Source organism: Pandoraea oxalativorans, assembly GCF_000972785.3.
Classification (GTDB): domain Bacteria; phylum Pseudomonadota; class Gammaproteobacteria; order Burkholderiales; family Burkholderiaceae; genus Pandoraea; species Pandoraea oxalativorans.
Window position 1 is genome coordinate 2377977 of the sequence record NZ_CP011253.3, and the last position, 18812, is coordinate 2396788.

Sequence of the window (18812 nt, forward strand, 5' to 3'; positions counted from 1 at the left end):
GAGTGTAACCGGGGTGCGTGAACTTAGGCGAGGGCTCGCGGCGCTGATGACAATATCGACATCGACATCAGGCTGCGCGAGCCCTTGAGGCAAAACTTATTGCTGCGGCAGATCGGCGGCTTGCACCAGGAAGACCATGTCGTCGCCGGCGCTGGTAGCCAGCCACGTGATCGGCAACTCAGGGAACGCCGCTTCGACAAAGTCACGCTCGTTACCGATTTCCACGACCAGCACGCCGTCGTCCGTCAGGCGTTCGCGCGCCCCTGCGATGATCCGTCGCACGACGTCCATGCCGTCGTCGCCACCGGCGAGCGCCAGACGCGGCTCATGGCGATACTCCGCCGGCAGGACCTGCATCGAGCCTTCGTTGACGTAAGGCGGGTTGGTGATGATGACTTCGTAGCGCTTGCCGTCCGGCAGTGGTGCGTACAGGTCGCCCAGATGCAACGCGACACGGTCGTCGAGACCATAGTCGGCCACGTTGATCTTCGCCACATCCAGGGCATCGTGCGAAATATCGACGGCGTCGATCTGCGCGGCCGGGAACGTCTCGGCAGCGAGGATCGCCAGGCATCCGGAGCCGGTGCACAGTTCGAGCACGTCGGCGACGTCGTCGGGGTGATTGACCCACGGCTGCAATGCGTCTTCCAGCAATTCCCCGATGAACGAGCGCGGCACGATGACCCGCTCGTCCACATAGAACCGATGGCCGTGCATCCACGCTTCGTTCGTGATGTATGACGCGGGAACGCGCTCGCCCGCACGACGGTTGATGACCGACAGCGCGCGCTCGATTTCTTCCGGCAGCAAGCGGGCGTCGAGAAACGGATCGAGCGTGTCGATGGGCAGGTGCAGCGAGTGCAGCAGCAGGTACGCGGCTTCATCGTACGCCGTGGCGGTGCCGTGTCCGAAGGCCAGTTCGGCCTCGGTGAAGCGCGAGACCGCGTAGCGCAGCAGATCGCGCAACGTCTGGAATGGGTGAGTCTTCTGAGTCGTCATGATGGATTCGCCTCGTGTGCCGGTGTCTTACGCCACCAGACGCTTCAACACGCCGCGATAGACGTTCTTCAGCGGTTCGATGTCGGCGACCGCGATGTGCTCGTCGATCTTGTGGATGCTGGCATTGCACGGCCCGAATTCGATGACCTGCGGGCAGATGCGTGCAATGAAGCGACCGTCGGACGTGCCGCCCGTCGTCGACAGTTCCGTCTCGAGGCCGGTCTCTTCGCGGATGGCGCTCGACAGTGCATCCGAAAGATCGCCACGCGGCGTGAGGAACGGCTGGCCGCTGATCGACCAGTCGAGCGTGTAGGTGAGGCCGTGGCGGTCAAGCAATTCATGCACGCGCTGCTGAAGGCCGTCGGACGTGCTGGCGGTCGAGAAGCGGAAGTTGAACATCACCGTCAGTTCGCCCGGAATGACGTTGGTCGCGCCGGTACCTGCGTGAATGTTCGAGATTTGCCACGTCGTGGGTGGGAAGTATTCGTTGCCGTTGTCCCACACGGTCTGTGTCAACTCGGCGAGCGCCGGGGCAAACAAATGCGTGGGGTTCCTGGCTAGATGCGGATAAGCGATGTGGCCTTGCACGCCTTTGACGACGAGCTTGCCGGACATCGAGCCGCGACGACCGTTCTTCACCATGTCGCCGAGGCGCTGGCTGGACGTCGGTTCACCGACTACGCAGTAATCCAGACGCTCACCGCGCGTCGTCAGGGCTTCGACAACTTTCACCGTGCCGTCGGTGGCGGGGCCTTCTTCGTCGCTCGTGAGCAGGAAGCCGATAGCGCCGGCGTGATCCGGGTGCTGAGCGACGAATTCCTCCGAGGCGACGACGAACGCGGCCAGCGACGTCTTCATATCGGCCGCCCCGCGACCGTAGAGCATGCCGTCACGATGCGTGGGCGCAAACGGATCGGAATGCCACTGCTCGATCGGTCCGGTCGGCACAACGTCGGTGTGGCCCGCAAAGACGAGCAGCTTGCCGTCGGTGCCGCGCGTGCCGCGTTTGACCGCCCATAGGTTGGTCACGCCGTTCGAGGCGATGGTTTCGCAGGCAAAGCCGATGGCTGAGAGCCGGCGCGCCAGAATGGCCTGGCAGTCGCGGTCTTCGGGGGTCACCGAATGACGAGCGATCAGTTGCTCGGTAAGCGCCAGCGTGGCGCCTTGGGAGGAAGTCATGAAGTCAGAATCGTGAGGCGTAACTGTCGGGCGTGAAGCCCACGGAAACCTTGCCGTCGGCCACCAGCACGGGGCGCTTGATGAGCGAGGGATTTTCGATCATCAGGGCGCGGGCAACGGGCTCGTCGGCGGCGCGCGCCTGTTGCTCCGGCGTGAGCTTGCGCCACGTCGTGCCCTTGCGGTTGAGTAGCGTGGACAGCGGCACTTGTGCGAGCCACGTGCCCAGCAGTGCGTCGTTCACACCCGCCTTCTTGAAGTCGTGGAAGTCATACGCCACGTCGTGCTCTTCGAGCCACGTGCGCGCCTTCTTCACGGTATCGCAGTTGGGAATGCCGTACAGCACAGCGGTCATTGCCGGTACTCCTGAGATGGCGATTGCAAAACAATAGGTACAACAACGTCGATGCAAACATCGACGCGGATTTCATAGCGCGAAGGTCAAAGCCAGCGTCGCAGCACCGCCGCGACGTTGGCTCCTTGGCGCCTGCGCGGAATTATTCGCCGCGCAGCAGATCGTTGATGGCCGTCTTGGCGCGCGTTTGCGCATCGACCTTCTTGACGATCACGGCGCAGTACAGGCTGTACTTACCATCCTTCGAGGGCAGGTTGCCCGGCACGACGACCGAACCGGCGGGCACGCGGCCGTAATGAACTTCACCGGTTTCGCGGTCGTAGATCTTGGTCGACTGACCCAGATACACGCCCATCGAAATCACCGAGTTCTCCTCGACGATCACGCCTTCCACGACTTCCGAACGGGCGCCGATGAAGCAGTTGTCTTCGATGATGACCGGGTTGGCTTGCAGCGGCTCGAGCACGCCGCCGATGCCGACGCCACCCGACAGGTGAACGTTCTTGCCGATCTGGGCGCACGAACCGACGGTGGCCCAGGTGTCGACCATCGTGCCTTCGTCGACGTATGCGCCGATGTTGGTGTACGACGGCATCAGCACGACGTTCTTGCCGATGAACGAACCACGGCGAGCCACGGCCGGCGGCACGACGCGGAAGCCGCCACGGGCGAAGTCTTCTGCGGTGTAGTCGGCGAACTTGCTCGGCACCTTGTCGTAGAACTGGCTGAAACCGCCAGCGGGCATCACGGCGTTGTCTTCCAGTCGGAACGACAGCAGCACGGCCTTCTTGATCCACTGGTTGACGATCCATTGGCCGTCTTGTTTCTGGGCGACACGCAGCGCGCCCTTGTCCAGTTCGGCAATGACGTGGGCGACGGCTTCGCGCACGTCGGCGGGCGCGGCCTTGGCCGAGATCTCGGCACGGTTTTCCCAGGCTTGATCGATGAGGGTTTGCAGTTGTTGCGACATGGCGAGAATCAGTTGCAGTTGGGATTAAAGGGATTGGCAGAATTGCACGATGCGCTGGGCGCCTTCGGTGCATTCGTCCACATCGGCCACGAGGGCGATACGGACATAGTTCTCCGCCGGATTGGCGCCGTGCGCTGCACGTCCCAGATAGGATCCGGGCAGGACGGCTACATTGTATTGCGCCAGCAACTGGCGCGTGAATTCCGTGTCCGACAGGCCGGTTTTCGTGTCGACCTTTGCCCACAGATAGAAACCGGCGTCGGGCAGCCGCACGTCAAGCACTTCGGCCAGCATCGGTGTGACCGTCTGAAATTTCTTGAGGTACTTGCTGCGGTTCAGGCGCACGTGCGCCTCGTCGTTCCATGCGGCGATGCTTGCGGCCTGCACGGCCGGGCTCATGGCGCACCCGTGGTAGGTGCGATACAGCAGGAATTTCTTGAGAATGGCGGCGTCGCCCGCCACGAAGCCCGAGCGCATGCCCGGCACGTTCGAGCGCTTCGAGAGACTCGAAAAGACCACCAGGCGCTCGAATCCACGGCCCAGTTGATGGGCGGCAGCCAGACCGCCCAGCGGCGCGCGTTCTTCGTCGAAGTAAATCTCGGAGTAGCACTCGTCGGACGCGATCACGAAGCCGTATTCGTCCGACAACTCGAACAAACGCTTCCAGTCGGCCAGACTCAGCACGGCCCCGGTCGGGTTGCCGGGCGAGCAAAGATAGACGAGCTGAACGTCGCGCCACACGTCGGCCGGCACGGCGTCGTAATCGGGCGCGAAGTTGCGCGCCGGATCGCTGTCGGCGTAGTAGGGCGTTGCGCCGGCGAGCAGCGTTGCGCCTTCGTAGATCTGATAGAAGGGGTTCGGGCACAGCACGCGCGCGCCGGGTTTGCTGCCGTCGACAATGGCCTGGGCGAAAGAGAAGAGCGCTTCACGCGAGCCCGTGACCGGCAGCACTTCGGTGGCCGGGTTCACGTTGGGCAGCGCGTAACGGCGTTCCAGCCATTGGGCGATGACCGCGCGCAGCGGCTCGCCGCCGGCCGTGGCCGGATAGTTCGAGAGACCGCCCAGCCCTTCGATCAGGGCTTCCTTGATGAACTGTGGTGTCGGATGCTTCGGCTCGCCGATACCGAAGCTGATGGCCTTGTAGGTATTGGCGGGCGTGACGTCCGCCACCAGTGTCTTCAGGCGTTCGAAGGGATAGGGCTGGAGCTTGTCGAGTAATGGGTTCACTTGGATTCAAACAGACTCAGGGCTAGGGTTCGCAACGCCAGTCGAGGCGTCGTCGAGCGGATTCGGGGCCACCCGGGAACGCACAGGGCGGCTGGGCGAGACGGAAGGCGCACCGGCGGACGCACCGGCGCGCTAAGCGACACCGTGCCTTCCCTGCCTCAGACTCGACGGATCGCAGGCCGGGCATAGGCTGGCGCTTATCCGCTTCATCACGCCAAGGGGTTCCCGGACGCGTTCAAGAATGGCAAGATCGGCAAAGAGAAAATTATACCGTTACGGCGCTCACAAAGCGCGACCGGCGCGTAATTCAGCATATTCCGAGGCGCCAATGGGGCAAGTCTGCGGAGTATCTCAGGTTTTTCAGGAGTTAAGCGTATGACCGTAGCCGGCAACGGCGCGGGTGGCCCGGAACCCGAATCCGGCGCCTCCAGCATTTCCTTCGGTACCCGGGCAGCGCCTGCCCTGGCCATTCTCATCGGATCGTCCGTCTGGGGGCTGGCCTGGTTCCCGTACCGCGTTCTGGCTCAGTGGGGCGTTGCCGCGGTGCCGGCCCAGATCTGTACGGCCACCGTGGCCATCCTGCTGCTCTCGCTCGTCTACCGACGCTCGCTCGGCACGCTGCGCTGGTCGTGGCTGCTTGTCGGCGTGGCGTTCGCCGGCGGCACGACCAACGTCGCCTTCGTCTGGGGCACTACGCACGGCCACGTCATGCGCGTGTTGCTGCTGTTCTACCTCACCCCGGTATGGACGGCGTTGTTTGCCCACTGTCTGCTCGGCGAGCGGGTCGGCCTGCGTGGTGTCGGGCTGATTGCGCTGGCGCTGGGCGGTGCGGGCCTGATGCTTTGGTCGCCCGCGCTGGGCTGGCCGGTGCCGAACAATCCGGGTGAGTGGGCCGGTGCTGTCGCCGGGGCGGCGTTTGCGCTCAATAACGTGCTGTTGCGTCGTGTCAGCCAGGCGTTGCCCGGCGTTCCGGCCGAAATGCGCAGTTGGACGCTCTATTTGGGCTGTGTCGTAGGCGGCTTGCTGGTCTTGCCGTTCGACGGTGGAACCCAGGCCGGGCAGGCGGCGGTCTCGGCGCTTGCGTCCGGTGCGGCAACGGCTGCGGTCGCGCTGGCGCTGGGTTGCACCATCGCGGTGACCAACGTCATCGTGCAATTCGGTCTGGCGCGGGTGCCGGCCAATCAGGCGGCGCTCATCATGCTCTTCGAAATCGTGGTGGCGGCGATATCGTCCTGGTGGCTGGCCAGCGAAGGCCTGGGGGTGCGGGAAATCGCCGGCGGGCTGTGCATCGTGGCGGCGGGTGTGCTGTCCGGAATATTGCCCGACTCACGACGTTGTAAATCCGCGACGGCGGGGGATGCGATGGTATGATGCGTACCGTCGTTGTAACGCCGTAAGCACGCCTAAAGCGGCAAAAATGCGGCAGGGCAGCAGCAAAAAAAGTGGCCCGTGCACGCCAGCGTGCGCAGGCCCGACAGGACCAGCTAGCGCGTCTGCGTCTTTCCTATCATTCAATGACCGATAAAGCGAACCTGCCGTGCGTCTGACTTCCATCAAACTCGCTGGCTTCAAATCCTTCGTCGACCCGACGAACTTCGCGGTGCCCGGCCAGTTGGTCGGGATCGTCGGCCCGAACGGGTGCGGCAAATCCAACATCATCGATGCCGTGCGCTGGGTGCTCGGCGAGTCGCGCGCTTCCGAGCTGCGCGGCGAATCGATGCAGGACGTGATTTTCAACGGATCGACCGCCCGCAAGCAGGCGAGCCGCGCAAGCGTCGAACTGGTGTTCGACAACAGCGCCGGGCGCGCCGCCGGGCAGTGGAGCCAGTACGCCGAAATCGCCGTCAAGCGCGTGCTCACGCGCGACGGCACCTCCAGTTACTACATCAATAACCTGCCGGCACGCCGCCGCGATATTCAGGACATCTTCCTCGGCACGGGCCTGGGGCCGCGCGCCTACGCCATCATCGGCCAGGGGATGATTTCACGAATCATCGAGGCGAAGCCGGAAGAGTTGCGCGTGTTTCTCGAAGAAGCCGCGGGCGTCTCCAAGTACAAGGAGCGCCGTCGCGAAACCGAGAACCGTTTGCAGGACACGCGCGAAAACCTCACGCGCGTGGAAGACATTCTTCGCGAACTGGGCACCAACCTCGAAAAGCTTGAATCGCAGGCGGTCGTCGCCAATCGGTTCAAGGACTTGCAACGCGACGGCGAAGAAAAGCAGCAGTTGCTCTGGCTGCTTCGCAAAAACGAAGCGCAGAACGAGCAGGAACGCCAGCAACGCGCGATCGAGTCGGCGCAGGTCGATCTGGAAGCGCAGATGTCGCGCCTGCGCGGCTCCGAGTCCGATCTCGAAACGCTGCGCGCCGCGCACTATACCGCCACCGATGCAGTACAGGCCGCGCAGAGCGCCATGTACGAAGCGAACTCGGAAGTCAGCCGTCTTGAAGCCGAAATTCGTTACGTGGTCGAGTCGCGCAATCGCGTGCAGGCCCAGTTGGCGGCGCTGACCTCGCAGCGCGAGCAGTGGCAGGCCCGTTCGGCGCAGTCGGAGGAAGAACTCGCACTCGCCGAAGAAGAACTCATCATCGCCGAGGAGCGCGCGGCGACTGCGCAGGATCAGGCCGCCGATCAGAACGAGGCGCTGCCCGCGCTCGAATCCGGTTGGCGCGACGCGCAGAACCTGCTCAACGAGCAACGCAGCGAGATCGCGCAGGTCGAGCAGAATCTCAAACTTGAAGCCGCGCATCAGCGCAATGCCGATCAGGCGTTGCAGCAGTTGCAGCAGCGTCAGGAGCGTTTGCAGGGTGAGGCGCGCGGGCTCGACAAGCCCGACGAAGCCGAGCTTGAGATCCAGCGCGGCGACCTCGCCGAACATCAGGCGATGCTCGAAGACGCGCAGGCCGAACTGGCGGACGCTGAAGAACGTCTGCCACGACTCGAAGCCGAGCGTGCCGAAGCGCAGGCGCGCGTGCAGTCGGAAGCGGCGACGATCGCTCAGCTTGAGGCGCGTCTGACAGCGCTCAAGCAACTCCAGGAAAGTGTGCAGACGGAAGGCAAGGTCCAGCCGTGGCTCGACAAGCACGAGCTGGCGCAATTGCCGCGTCTGTGGAAGAAGTTGCATATCGAGCCGGGCTGGGAGCCGGCGCTCGAATCGGTGCTGCGCGAACGTCTCGCTGCGCTCGAAATCAGCAACCTCGATTGGGTGAAGGCCTTTGCGAGCGATGCGCCGCCGGCCAAGCTGGCGTTCTATTCGCCGCCACCGGCTGCGCGTGCGGTGGAAGCGCCGGCGTCGCTGCGTCCGCTGTTGTCGTTGCTGCGCATCGACGATCCGGGCTTGCGAGCCGTGTTGCAGGAATGGCTCGGCCACGTGTTCGTTGCCGACGATCTTGCGCAGGCGATGGTTGCCCGCGCGCAGTTGCCGGAAGGCGCGTCGATTGTCGTCAAGGCAGGCCATCAGGTCACGCGTGTTGGCGTCCAGCTTTATGCGGCGGACTCCGAGCAGGCCGGTTTGCTCGCCCGTCAGCAGGAAATCGAGAATCTGGGCAAGCAACTGCGTGCACAGGCATTGCTTTCCGACGAAGCCAAATCGGCTGCCGTGCGCGCCGAGGCGGCCTACAGTCAGGCAGCGCAGTCGCTGAGCGAAGTGCGCGGACGCGCCGAGCGCGCCACGCAACGCGTGCATGCTTTGCAGATGGACGTGCTCAAGCTCACGCAGGCTTACGAGCGTTACAACGCCCGCAGCACGCAGATCGACGAAGAGCTGCGCGAAATCGCCGCACAGATCGAAGAGCAACTGGCGATGCGTGCCGAGTCGGAGGCGAACTTCGAACAAAGCGATGCGCGTCTGGCCGAGTTGCAGGCGACGTTCGAAGACGGCCAGCTTGAATTCGAATCGCTCGACAGCCAGTTGTCCGACGCGCGTAATCGGGCCCGTGAACTGGAGCGCCTGGCACAGGAAGCGTCGTACGGACAGAAGGGCATCTCCAGCAAGATCGACGAGCATCGCCGCAACATTCAGACGGCGCTCGAACAGGCCGAGCGCCTCGTCGTCTCGATCGAGCAGGCGCAGGCGGAACTCGCACAGATTACCGAGCAGACGGCCGAAAACGGTCTGCAGGACGCACTCGAACTGCGCGCCGAGAAGGAAGAGATTCTGGGGGCTGCCCGTATCGAGCTCGACGCACTGACGCAAAAATTGCGTCAAAGCGACGAAGAGCGGCTGGCCGCTGAGCGTGGTTTGCAGCCTCTGCGCGATCGCATCACGGAATTGCAATTGAAGGAGCAGGCGGCACGCCTGAATCGCGAGCAGTTCGTCGAGCAACTGACGACGGCCGAAGTGGACGAGGAGGCGCTCTCCGCGAAGTTGACGGCGGACATGAAGCCGTCGTATCTGCAGGGCGAGGTCACGCGCATCAACAACGCGATCAACGCGCTCGGACCGGTCAACATGGCCGCGCTCGAAGAGTTGGAGACGGCGCGCGAGCGCAAGGTCTTCCTCGATGCGCAATCGGCCGACCTGAACGACGCCATCGAGACCCTCGAAGGCGCCATCCGCAAGATCGACGAAGAGACGCGTGTGCTGTTGCAAGGCACGTTCGACGAAGTGAACAAGCATTTCGGCGAACTGTTCCCGATGCTGTTCGGTGGCGGCCAGGCGAAACTCATCATGACCGGCGACGAGATTCTCGACGCCGGTGTGCAGGTCATGGCGCAACCGCCGGGCAAGAAGAACTCTACGATCCATCTGCTGTCAGGGGGAGAGAAGGCGCTCACGGCCATTGCGCTGGTGTTCGGGATGTTCCAGCTCAATCCCGCGCCTTTCTGTTTGCTTGACGAGGTGGACGCGCCGCTCGACGACGCTAACACCGAGCGCTACGCCAAGATGGTGGCGCGCATGTCGGACCGTACCCAATTCGTATTTATTTCGCATAACAAAATCGCGATGGAAATGGCCAATCAGCTCATCGGCGTCACCATGCAGGAACAAGGGGTGTCGCGGATCGTGGCGGTGGACATGGAGTCTGCGATCAATCTGGCCGAGATCGCCTGACCCCGCGCCTACGATGGAGAAGAGAGAGGAACGCCGCGCATGAATGAACTGCAGCTGAGCTTGATTGCCGCAGGGGTAGTGGTACTGCTGGGAGTGGTGGCATATAACGCCTGGCAAGGCAGCAAGGCACGCGCGCGCATACCGCGTCGCATGCCGGTCGACGGGGCGGGTATCGACGCGACCGCCGGCACGCCCGACACCGACGACGACCGCCCGTTCATCGAACCGACGCTGTCGCCGCCGCGCGTGCCCACGCTTGGACCGGCTGCGGCCGGCACGTCGGTGCAAGACGCTTTTGCCATCAATGAAGATGCCTGGGACGCCCCGCCGGCAGCGCGCAAGCGTGCCGCGCAGGAGGCGGCTGCACGGGCTGCAGAAGGTGGCGATTCGGACGTGGTTGCCGACACTGCGCCCGTCCAGCCGGGTGACGTCGATGAGGCGCAACGCCGCGATGCGCAGGAAGCGGCGACAGCCAGCGCGGTCGCACGCGTCGACGCTGAACTGGCCGCCGACGACACGGTAGACGCTGCCACGGCAGGTGCTGCCGCTAACGCCGCAGCGGCGGCCGATGCCGAAGCGGTTGCGCTGCAAGTCGATGCTGCCCCGACATCCACCGACGCTGCGGTGCCCGCACCGGCAACGCCCGCAGCGCCGGTTCCAGCCGCGCGTCCGGCGGCGCCGAGCGGACCGCCCCCGATCATCGACGAGCGTATCGACTGCGTCGTCGAGTTGCCGTTGGCGAACTTGGTGGCCGCCGAACGGTTGATGCCGCTGACGGTGCGCATGCGCCGCGCGGGCAGCAAGCCGGTGAACGTAGAAGGCCGCATTGACGAAGCGTCCGCATGGGAGCCGATTCGCACGGGTGGCCGATATCATCAGTTGCGCATGGCGGTACAGTTGGCCAATCGCGCGGGCGCCCTGAACGAAGTCGAGTTCTCCGAGTTCTCGAATCTCGTGCAGACGCTGGCGGATGCCGTCGATGCCTTGCCTGAATTGCCCGACATGATGGAAACGGTCGCCCGCGGCCGTGAACTCGACAGCTTTGCCGCACAATGCGACGCTCAATTGTCGGTCAATGTGCTGTCGGACGGCGCGCCGTGGTCGGCCAACTATGTACAGGCCGTCGCGACACAGGACGGCTTGCTGCTCTCGCGTGATGGCATGCGTTTCGTCAAACTCGATTCGCGTCAGAATCCGGTGTTCATGCTGCAATTCGGCGACACCAACTTCCTGCGCGACGACCTGACGTACAAGGGCGGCGACCTGATCACCATGCTGCTCGACGTGCCGGTGGCCGACGAAGACCTCCTGCCGTTCCGTCTGATGTGCGATTACGCCCGTTCGATCGGCCAGCGTATCGGTGGCCGCGTGGTGGACGATCAACGTCGACCGCTTTCGGATGCTGCGCTGCAAAACGTCGACAAGCAATTGCTCAAGCTTTACGAACGCCTTGAGGCGCGCGGTCTTCCGGCGGGTTCGCCCGTCACCCGCCGTTTGTTCAGCCAGTAAGTCCAGGGCGATTTGCTGCGTTTGGGCACGGCCGGATTCACGCGGCCTGCCGTCGCATTCGATGCACGCCGTTCACCGTCGGGTGAGCGGCGTTTTTGTTCCGTTTTTGTTCCGATGGATTGCACCTGTCGACGACGCGCAATGGCGCACGTCGAAGGCATAATGTTCTGACTTCTCGTATTCCGAGTCTTGCACGCATGTCCCAAACTTCCGTTCCGGGTCAGGGCGCGAACGCCCCTACGCCAGCCGATGCTACTGCCGTCGCGCAACGTGCCGCCGAGTTGCGCAACGAGCTAGCCCGCCACAACCGCGCCTATTACGAAGACGATGCCCCGCTCATTCCCGACGCGGAGTACGACCGCCTCTTTGGCGAACTCGTCGCGTTGGAGAATGCGTTTCCCGAGTTGCAGCAGGCCGATTCGCCCACCCAGCGTGTCGGTGGGAAGCCCGTCGACGGATTCGCACCGGTGGTGCACCGTGTGCCGATGCTTTCGTTGAATAACGGGTTCGCCGACGAGGACGTCGAGGCGTTCGACCGGCGCGTGAGCGACGGACTGCGTCCCGATGCTGCGGGTGCTGCGGGTGCTGCGGGGGCGGGCCATGCGTCATCCGGCGATCTGTTCGGTGCGCCGGTCGAGTATGCCGCCGAGCTGAAGTTCGACGGTCTGGCCATTGCGTTGCGCTACGAGCAGGGCATGCTCGTGCAAGCTGCGACCCGCGGCGACGGTACGACGGGCGAGGACGTCACCGCCAACATCCGCACCATCAAGAAAATCCCCCTCAAGCTCGCGACGGACAACCCGCCCGAAGTACTCGAAGTGCGCGGCGAAGTGTTGATGTTCCGTGCGGACTTCGACAGGCTCAATGAGGCGCAGGAAGCGGCTGGCGAGAAGGTTTTCGTCAATCCGCGCAATGCGGCCGCCGGAAGTCTTCGCCAGCTCGATTCGAAGATTACGGCCAAGCGTCCGTTGTCGTTCTTCGCCTACGGCGTAGGCGAACTGGTCGGCGTGCCGATGCCGGAGACGCACTCGGCCTTGCTCGACTGGTATGTGACGCTGGGTATTCCGGTCAACGACAAGCGGGAGGTCGTGCAGGGCGCGCAAGGACTGCTGACGTTCTACCGCGAAGTCGGTGAGGCGCGCGCCTCGTTGCCTTACGACATCGACGGCGTGGTCTACAAGGTCAATCGTCGCGACGAGCAGGATCGTCTCGGCTTCGTCTCGCGCGCCCCGCGCTTTGCCCTGGCGCACAAATTTCCGGCGCAGGAGGCGCTGACGACGTTGCTCGACATCGAAGTGCAAGTCGGACGCACCGGGGCGATCACACCGGTGGCGCGACTTGCGCCGGTGTTCGTTGGCGGCGCGACGGTGACGAATGCCACGCTGCACAACGAGGATGAAATTCGTCGCAAGGACGTGATGATCGGCGATACGGTGATTGTGCGTCGCGCGGGCGATGTGATTCCCGAAGTCGTCGGATCGGTGCTGGACCGTCGCCCGGAGGACGCGCGTGCTTTCGTGATGCCCACTGAGTGTCCGGTATGCGGTTCCGCCATCGAGAAGCTTCCGGACGAAGCGATCGCACGATGCACCGGCGGGCTGATTTGCGCCGCGCAGCGCAAGCAGGCGCTGTTGCACTTCGCCCAGCGTCGCGCCCTCGATATCGAGGGGCTCGGCGACAAACTGGTGGAGCAACTGGTCGATCAGCAGATCATTCGGACCCCGGCCGACCTGTTCAAACTGGGCGTCGCCAAGCTCGCTGCGCTTGACCGGATGGCCGACAAATCGGCCGCCAATCTCGTCGCGGCGCTCGATGCGGCGCGTCATACCACGCTGGCGCGCTTTATCTTTGCACTGGGTATTCGCCACGTCGGTGAAGCGACGGCGAAGGATCTCGCGCGGCACTTCGGCAAGCTCGACAACCTGATCGCCGTCTGCAAACGCGATTCCGATCTCGCGGAACTGCTGGCCGTTCCGGACGTCGGACCGATTGTGGCCGAGTCGATCAACAATTTCTTCTGCGAAGATCATAATGTCGAAGTGATCGAGCAACTGCGGGCGGCGGGGGTGACGTGGCCGGAGTCGGAACCGGCGGCCGTCGCGCCGTTGCCGCTGGCGGGCAAGACGTTTGTGTTGACTGGAACATTGCCGACGCTCTCGCGTGACGAAGCGAAGGCAATGCTCGAAGCTCAGGGAGCCAAGGTGGCTGGCTCGGTGTCTGCGAAAACGGACTACGTGGTCGCGGGCGAAGAGGCGGGCAGCAAGTTGGCAAAGGCCGAGGCACTGGGTGTGCCCGTGCTCGACGAGGACGCTATGCGCGCGATGTTGGCCGCGCTTTGATGTGAGGACCGAACCGATGATCCGTGACATTCTGAAGATGGGCGATCCGCGCTTGCTGCGTATCGCCAAACCTGTCGAGCAGTTCGGCACGCCCGAGTTGGACGAGCTGATTGCCGACATGTTCGAGACCATGAAGCATGCGAACGGCGCCGGGCTTGCCGCACCGCAGATCGGCGTCGATCTGCAGGTGGTGATCTTCGGCTTCGAGCATAACGAGCGCTATCCGGACGCTCCGGAAGTGCCGGAAACCGTGCTGATCAACCCGGTCATTACGCCGTTGACGCAGGACATGGAAGAGGGCTGGGAAGGCTGCCTGTCGGTGCCGGGCCTGCGCGGTATGGTCAACCGCTATTCAATGCTGCGCTACGAAGGATTCGACCAGCACGGTCACGCCATCGACCGCGTGGCGGAAGGATTTCACGCCCGTGTCGTGCAGCACGAGTGTGACCATCTGATCGGCAAGCTCTATCCGATGCGGATTACCGACTTCAGCAAGTTCGGTTTTACCGAAATCCTTTTCCCGGGGCTCGATCCGAATAGCGACGATTGAGTGGGACGCCGGGGTTAATGTGTCCCTGATCTGCGATTGACGTTTCACTCCGGCGTTTGCCGGTGACGATAAAAAAGCCCGCCTGATGGCGGGCTTTTTCATGGCCGCGACGAGTGAATCGTCGCCGAATCAGAACCCTTCGCCAGCACGCAGGTAACGCCATTCGCCCACAGGCAGATTGCCCAGGGTGATTTGTCCCATGCGAACTCGTTTGAGGCCCGTCACGTGCAAACCGACCAGTTCGCACATGCGGCGAATCTGACGCTTCTTGCCTTCCTTGAGCACGAAGCGAAGTTGCTCCGGGTTCTGCCAGTCCACCTGTGCGGGCTTGAGCGGTTGGTCGTCAAGCTCAAGTCCGTGACGTAGCAGCGCCAGGCGGTCGGCCGGGAAGTGCGCCTGCACGTTCTGCGAGTGCTCGTTGTACGACACGCGCACGAGATATTCCTTCTCGATGTCCGAATCCTCGCCGATCAACTGCTTGGCAATGCGGCCGTCCTGTGTGAGGACGAGCAGGCCCGTGGAGTCGATGTCGAGGCGTCCGGCAGGCGCCAGACTGCGCAGATGCGACGGCGAGAAGCGCACGCCGGCGTCGTCTTCGGCCCAGTGATGCTCGCTGGTCACCAGCACGACAGCAGGATCGTAGCCGTCTTCCGCCTGACCCGAGACGTAACCCACCGGCTTGTGCAACAGGATCGTGACACGATTGGCCTGTTCCTTCTGCGCGGCTTGCACGACGGTGATTTCCTGCGTGGGCAGAATCTTCGTGCCCAGTTCCTTCACCACCTTGCCGTCGACACGGACCCAGCCCTTGGCGATCCACTCGTCCGCTTCGCGCCGCGAGCACAGGCCGAGTTCGGACATCCGTTTGGACAAGCGCAGCGAGCCAGCGGCGTCGTGGTGGATCTTGATATCGTCGTCATCGTCGTCGCGCTCAACTCGCGGTGCACGCGAGGGACGTGCGGTGCGGTTCGCCTGACTGTCGCGATCGTCGCGCGAGAAGCGGCCACGCGGGGCTCCCTCGGCAGTGCGGCGCGGACGGTCGTCATCGAAGCGACGGGGCGCACGATCATCGAAGTCACGCTTGGCAGGGCGTGCGAAGTCGCCACGTGAACCACCTTCGGTATTTCGACGCGCACGGTCTTCGTCGAAGCGACGAGGCGCGCGGTTGTCGAAGTCACGCTTGACCGGACGTGCGAAGTCGCCACGTGCACCACCTTCGGTATTACGACGCGGACGGTCTTCGTCAAAACGACGCGGTGAGCGACCATCGAAGCCCCCACGTGCACCACCCTCGGTGTTGCGGCGCGGACGGTCTTCGTCAAAGCGACGCGGTGAGCGATCGTCGAAGCCCCCACGTGCACCACCCTCGGTGCTGCGGCGCGGACGGTCTTCACCAAAGCGACGCGGCGCGCGATCATCGAAGCCCCCACGTGCACCACCTACGGTACTGCGACGCGGGCGGTCTTCGTCAAACCGACGAGGCGCGCGGTTATCGAAGTCACGCTTGACCGGACGTGCGAAGTCGCCACGCGCACCACCTTCGGTGTTGCGACGCGGACGGTCGTCGTCGAAGCGACGCGGTGCGCGATCGTCAAAGTCACGACGTGCGCGGGACTCGTCGTCGAAACGGGCGGCGCGTGCACCGGCGACGCGCTCGCGTTGGCCGCGTGCTGGCGGACGTTCGCCCGCTGGACGCTTTTCGTAAGGCGCGCCGCCGCCTGCTGGCTTGCGCGGCGCCGTGCCGCTGCCGACCGGGCGACGAGCGCCACCGGATGTCGCGTCATTGTCCGCCGGACGCGGGCGAGCCGGCTTCCCGGCAGGCTTCTTCGCGCCGCTGGCGTCGAGCATCGACGCGGGCACTGCCTTGGTCGGACGGCGCAATGCGCCAGCCGAGCGCACAGGGGAGCGCGTCTTGTCGAGGGTGCGGGGGTGTTTGGCGCTCAATTTGGCGCGCGGGGTATCGCTCATGGTTCCAATGCTTCGAGTAATTCGGTCTCGACGGCAATTTGCAGGCGACTATCCTGCAAACGGCTGCCGTCGAGCAGGAACGTGTCTTCGACACGTTCGCCGAGGGTATTGATGCGGGCGGTTCGCACGCTGACGCCGTGACGCGCAAGCACGCGAGCGACCGCGTAAAGCAAACCGGTGCGGTCGTTGGCCGACACCGATAGCAGGTAGTACTGACCACGTTCATCGGGCCGAAGATCGACACGCGGCGTGACCGGGAAGCTGCGCGAGCGGCGCGGCAGACGCCCCTTGCTCGGTTCTGCCAGAGGCTCTTCCCGCGTGAGCAACGACACCAACTCGCTTTCCACCAAATTGATGATGTCGCGATAACTCGTGTCGAGGCCCGGGTCGGTCAGCAGGAAGCTGTCGAGCGCGAAGCCCTGGCTGGTGGTGTGCACTTTGGCGTCAAGAATCGACAGTCCCTTGCGCTCGAAGTAGCCACAGATACGCGCGAACAGATCGACCTGATCGCGCACATAAACCAACACCTGCAACCCTTCGCCGATGGGCGATGGGCGCGCCTTGACGATGGGCGAGGCACTGTCGACATGTCGCCACAGATGGCGCGTTTGCCACGCCACGTCCGCCGGGTCGTTGCGCAGAAAGTACGCGACGTCCAGCGTGTTCCAGAGCGCTTCCTGCGCGCGTTCCGGCACGGTGTACAGGCGCAACAGTCCGAGCGCTTCTTCCTTGCGCGTCTTCAATTGCGCGTGCGGGTCCGGGTTGGCGCCGCCCAGCACCTGCAACGTCAGACGATAAAGGTCTTCGAGCAGCTTGCCTTTCCAGGCGTTCCAGACTTTCGGGCTGGTGCCGCGAATGTCTGCCACGGTGAGCAGGTAAAGCGCGGTCAGGCGACGCTCGTTTTCCACTTTTTCCGCAAAACGTCGGATGACTTCCGGATCGGTGGTGTCCTGCTTTTGCGCCACGGTGCTCATCGTCAGATGTTCACCGACCAGCCAGACGATCAGATCGGTGTCTTCCTTCGAGATGCCGTGACGTGTGCAGAAGGTGCGCGCGTCGACCATACCGAGCGTCGAATGGTCACCACCGCGACCCTTTGCAATATCGTGGAAGAGGGCGGCGATCGTCAGCACCCACGGACGGTCGAAGTTCGCGATCAGCTGACTGCAAAACGGATACTCGTGCGTATGCTCCGCGACCGCGAAACGGCGAATGTTACGCACGACCATCAGAATGTGCTGATCGACCGTGTACACGTGATACAGGTCGTGCTGCATTTGCCCGACCACGCGGCGGAAGTTGATCAGATACCGGCCCAGCACACTGGTCTGGTTCATCAGCCGCAAGGCGTGGGTGATGCCCTGCGGCTGCTGCAAAATCTCGAGGAATGTACGGCGGTTCTCAGGGTCTGCACGCCACTGCCCGTTCATGAGCTCGCGCGCGTTGTAGAGCGCCCTCAGGGTTCTGGCAGACAACCCTTTCACCCCGACGACTTGCTCGTACAGCAGGAACGTTTCGAGAATCGCATTCGGATGACGTGTGTACAGTTCGTCGTCGACGATCTCGATCATCCCTTGCTTCTCGACGAAGCGCTCGTTGATCACGCGAGTGACGCCGCTGGTTTGAGGGAACAGTCGGGCTTCAACGTTCAGCAGCAGCACCGTATTGAGCTGCGAGACCGCCTTTGCCGCCCAGTAATAGCGTCGCATGAGTTGCTCGCTGGCGCGCTTGGTCGTTGTGGCGTCGAAGCCGAGGCTCTGCGCAAGGGCCGTCTGAAGGTCGAACACCAGTACGTCCTGACGACGCCGTGCCAGCAGATGGAGCCGCGCTCGCAAACCCTTCAGAAATTGCTCGTTGCGACGCAACTCCTTGAGTTCGCGATCCGTCAGCAGATCGCGCGTGAAGAGCTCCGCCCAGCTATTGCCGAGTCCAGCCGCCTTCGTCATCCACAGAATCACTTGCAGGTCGCGCAGGCCGCCCGGGCTTTCCTTGCAGTTCGGCTCGAGGCTGTACGGGGTGTCCTGATACTTCGCGTGGCGCTGACGGATCTCGAGTTGCTTGCTCCGGAAGAACGCGAGCGGGTCGAGGTCGTCGGCGAAGCGTTGTTGAAATTTGTCGAACAGCGCCTGATTTCCGATGAGCAGACGCGCCTCCAGCAGGCTCGTTTGCACGGTGATGTCAGCCTGTGCTTCCGAGATGCACTCGTCGACAGTGCGTACCGATGAACCGATCTCGACGCCGATATCCCAGAGAAATCCGATGAACGGCTCGACGTGCGACGTCAGCGCCTCGCCATCGGTGCCCGGATGCAGCAACAGAATGTCCACGTCCGAATACGGATACAGCTCGCCGCGTCCGTAACCGCCGACCGCCACGAGCGCGAAGTCGTCCGGCATCCGGTACTCGGTCCACGCGTCGCGCATGGCCTGATCGACGGCGTGGCATAAACCGTGCAGCAACCCGTCGATCTTGCCGTTTGCGACAAATCGTTCGACGAGTTCGGCCTTGCGGTCCTTGAGGGCCTGACGTAGCGGAGAAGGGGCGTGTGCACGTGCGTGCATGGCGGCTTCCAGGGAGTGGATAAACGAATCGGGCCGGGCAACGCGCTGCGAAATGCTGCGAGGCCGGGCCGGGCGGCCGCCAAAGTTCGGCGGCCGGACGTGACT

General features: G+C 63.5%; 12 protein-coding genes. 5 read left to right on the plus strand and 7 right to left on the minus strand.

Annotated features, from left to right (window positions below; all coding sequences use genetic code 11):
* Window positions 1–96: 96 nt before the first annotated feature.
* From prmB to dapC, 5 genes are all read right to left on the minus strand, one after another.
* Window positions 97–999, minus strand: coding sequence for a 50S ribosomal protein L3 N(5)-glutamine methyltransferase (gene prmB / locus MB84_RS10725; protein ID WP_046291769.1), 903 nt, complete (start codon window positions 997–999; stop codon window positions 97–99).
* Between the two features lie 27 nt (window positions 1000–1026).
* Window positions 1027–2178: a succinyl-diaminopimelate desuccinylase gene (gene dapE, locus MB84_RS10730; RefSeq protein ID WP_046291770.1), complete on the minus strand. Its 1152-nt coding sequence runs from the start codon at window positions 2176–2178 to the stop codon at window positions 1027–1029.
* A 4-nt stretch (window positions 2179–2182) separates the two neighbouring features.
* Entirely contained in the window at window positions 2183–2530 is a 348-nt protein-coding gene (locus tag MB84_RS10735; RefSeq protein ID WP_046291771.1) for an ArsC family reductase, read from the minus strand.
* A gap of 142 nt (window positions 2531–2672) precedes the next feature.
* Window positions 2673–3500, minus strand: coding sequence for a 2,3,4,5-tetrahydropyridine-2,6-dicarboxylate N-succinyltransferase (dapD, locus tag MB84_RS10740; RefSeq protein WP_046291772.1), 828 nt, complete (start codon window positions 3498–3500; stop codon window positions 2673–2675).
* Window positions 3501–3524: 24 nt separating this feature from the next.
* Window positions 3525–4727, minus strand: coding sequence for a succinyldiaminopimelate transaminase (gene dapC / locus MB84_RS10745; protein WP_046291773.1), 1203 nt, complete (start codon window positions 4725–4727; stop codon window positions 3525–3527).
* Between the two features lie 375 nt (window positions 4728–5102).
* On the opposite strand from dapC, the gene MB84_RS10750 reads away from it, so the two are divergent.
* The 5 genes from MB84_RS10750 (at window position 5103) to def (ending at window position 14178) form a co-directional block, all read left to right on the plus strand.
* A complete protein-coding gene (locus MB84_RS10750; protein ID WP_157122690.1) occupies window positions 5103–6098 on the plus strand; it encodes a DMT family transporter in 996 nt (331 codons plus the stop codon).
* A gap of 166 nt (window positions 6099–6264) precedes the next feature.
* A complete protein-coding gene (gene smc, locus MB84_RS10755) occupies window positions 6265–9780 on the plus strand; it encodes a chromosome segregation protein SMC (protein WP_046291774.1) in 3516 nt (1171 codons plus the stop codon).
* A gap of 39 nt (window positions 9781–9819) precedes the next feature.
* The gene (locus MB84_RS10760; RefSeq protein WP_046291775.1) at window positions 9820–11289 is read left to right on the plus strand and encodes a cell division protein ZipA C-terminal FtsZ-binding domain-containing protein; all 1470 of its coding nucleotides are present in this window, start codon (window positions 9820–9822) and stop codon (window positions 11287–11289) included.
* A 197-nt stretch (window positions 11290–11486) separates the two neighbouring features.
* Window positions 11487–13628 (plus strand): NAD-dependent DNA ligase LigA, encoded by a 2142-nt coding sequence (ligA, locus tag MB84_RS10765; RefSeq protein WP_046291776.1) that lies wholly within the window; start codon window positions 11487–11489, stop codon window positions 13626–13628.
* Between the two features lie 16 nt (window positions 13629–13644).
* Window positions 13645–14178, plus strand: coding sequence for a peptide deformylase (gene def / locus MB84_RS10770; RefSeq protein WP_039398748.1), 534 nt, complete (start codon window positions 13645–13647; stop codon window positions 14176–14178).
* A 129-nt stretch (window positions 14179–14307) separates the two neighbouring features.
* On the opposite strand, the gene MB84_RS10775 is transcribed toward def, so the two are convergent.
* Together MB84_RS10775 and MB84_RS10780 are read right to left on the minus strand one after the other, a co-directional pair.
* On the minus strand, window positions 14308–16146 hold the full coding sequence (locus tag MB84_RS10775) for a pseudouridine synthase (protein ID WP_046291777.1): 1839 nt from the start codon (window positions 16144–16146) through the stop codon (window positions 14308–14310).
* Complete coding sequence (locus MB84_RS10780) at window positions 16143–18707, minus strand: [protein-PII] uridylyltransferase (RefSeq protein ID WP_046291778.1); 2565 nt, start codon at window positions 18705–18707, stop codon at window positions 16143–16145. Before MB84_RS10780 ends, MB84_RS10775 begins: the two co-directional genes overlap by 4 nt.
* Between the last annotated feature and the right edge of the window lie 105 nt (window positions 18708–18812).

What these genes read in the sequence shown, in the direction of transcription:
- prmB (WP_046291769.1), bottom strand. Translation starts at nt 999, where the DNA reads ATGACGACTCAGAAGACTCACCCATTCCAGACGTTGCGCGATCTGCTG.
- dapE (WP_046291770.1), bottom strand. Translation starts at nt 2,178, where the DNA reads ATGACTTCCTCCCAAGGCGCCACGCTGGCGCTTACCGAGCAACTGATC.
- MB84_RS10735 (WP_046291771.1), bottom strand. Translation starts at nt 2,530, where the DNA reads ATGACCGCTGTGCTGTACGGCATTCCCAACTGCGATACCGTGAAGAAG.
- dapD (WP_046291772.1), bottom strand. Translation starts at nt 3,500, where the DNA reads ATGTCGCAACAACTGCAAACCCTCATCGATCAAGCCTGGGAAAACCGT.
- MB84_RS10750 (WP_157122690.1), top strand. Translation starts at nt 5,103, where the DNA reads ATGACCGTAGCCGGCAACGGCGCGGGTGGCCCGGAACCCGAATCCGGC.
- MB84_RS10760 (WP_046291775.1), top strand. Translation starts at nt 9,820, where the DNA reads ATGAATGAACTGCAGCTGAGCTTGATTGCCGCAGGGGTAGTGGTACTG.
- ligA (WP_046291776.1), top strand. Translation starts at nt 11,487, where the DNA reads ATGTCCCAAACTTCCGTTCCGGGTCAGGGCGCGAACGCCCCTACGCCA.
- def (WP_039398748.1), top strand. Translation starts at nt 13,645, where the DNA reads ATGATCCGTGACATTCTGAAGATGGGCGATCCGCGCTTGCTGCGTATC.
- MB84_RS10775 (WP_046291777.1), bottom strand. Translation starts at nt 16,146, where the DNA reads ATGAGCGATACCCCGCGCGCCAAATTGAGCGCCAAACACCCCCGCACC.
- MB84_RS10780 (WP_046291778.1), bottom strand. Translation starts at nt 18,707, where the DNA reads ATGCACGCACGTGCACACGCCCCTTCTCCGCTACGTCAGGCCCTCAAG.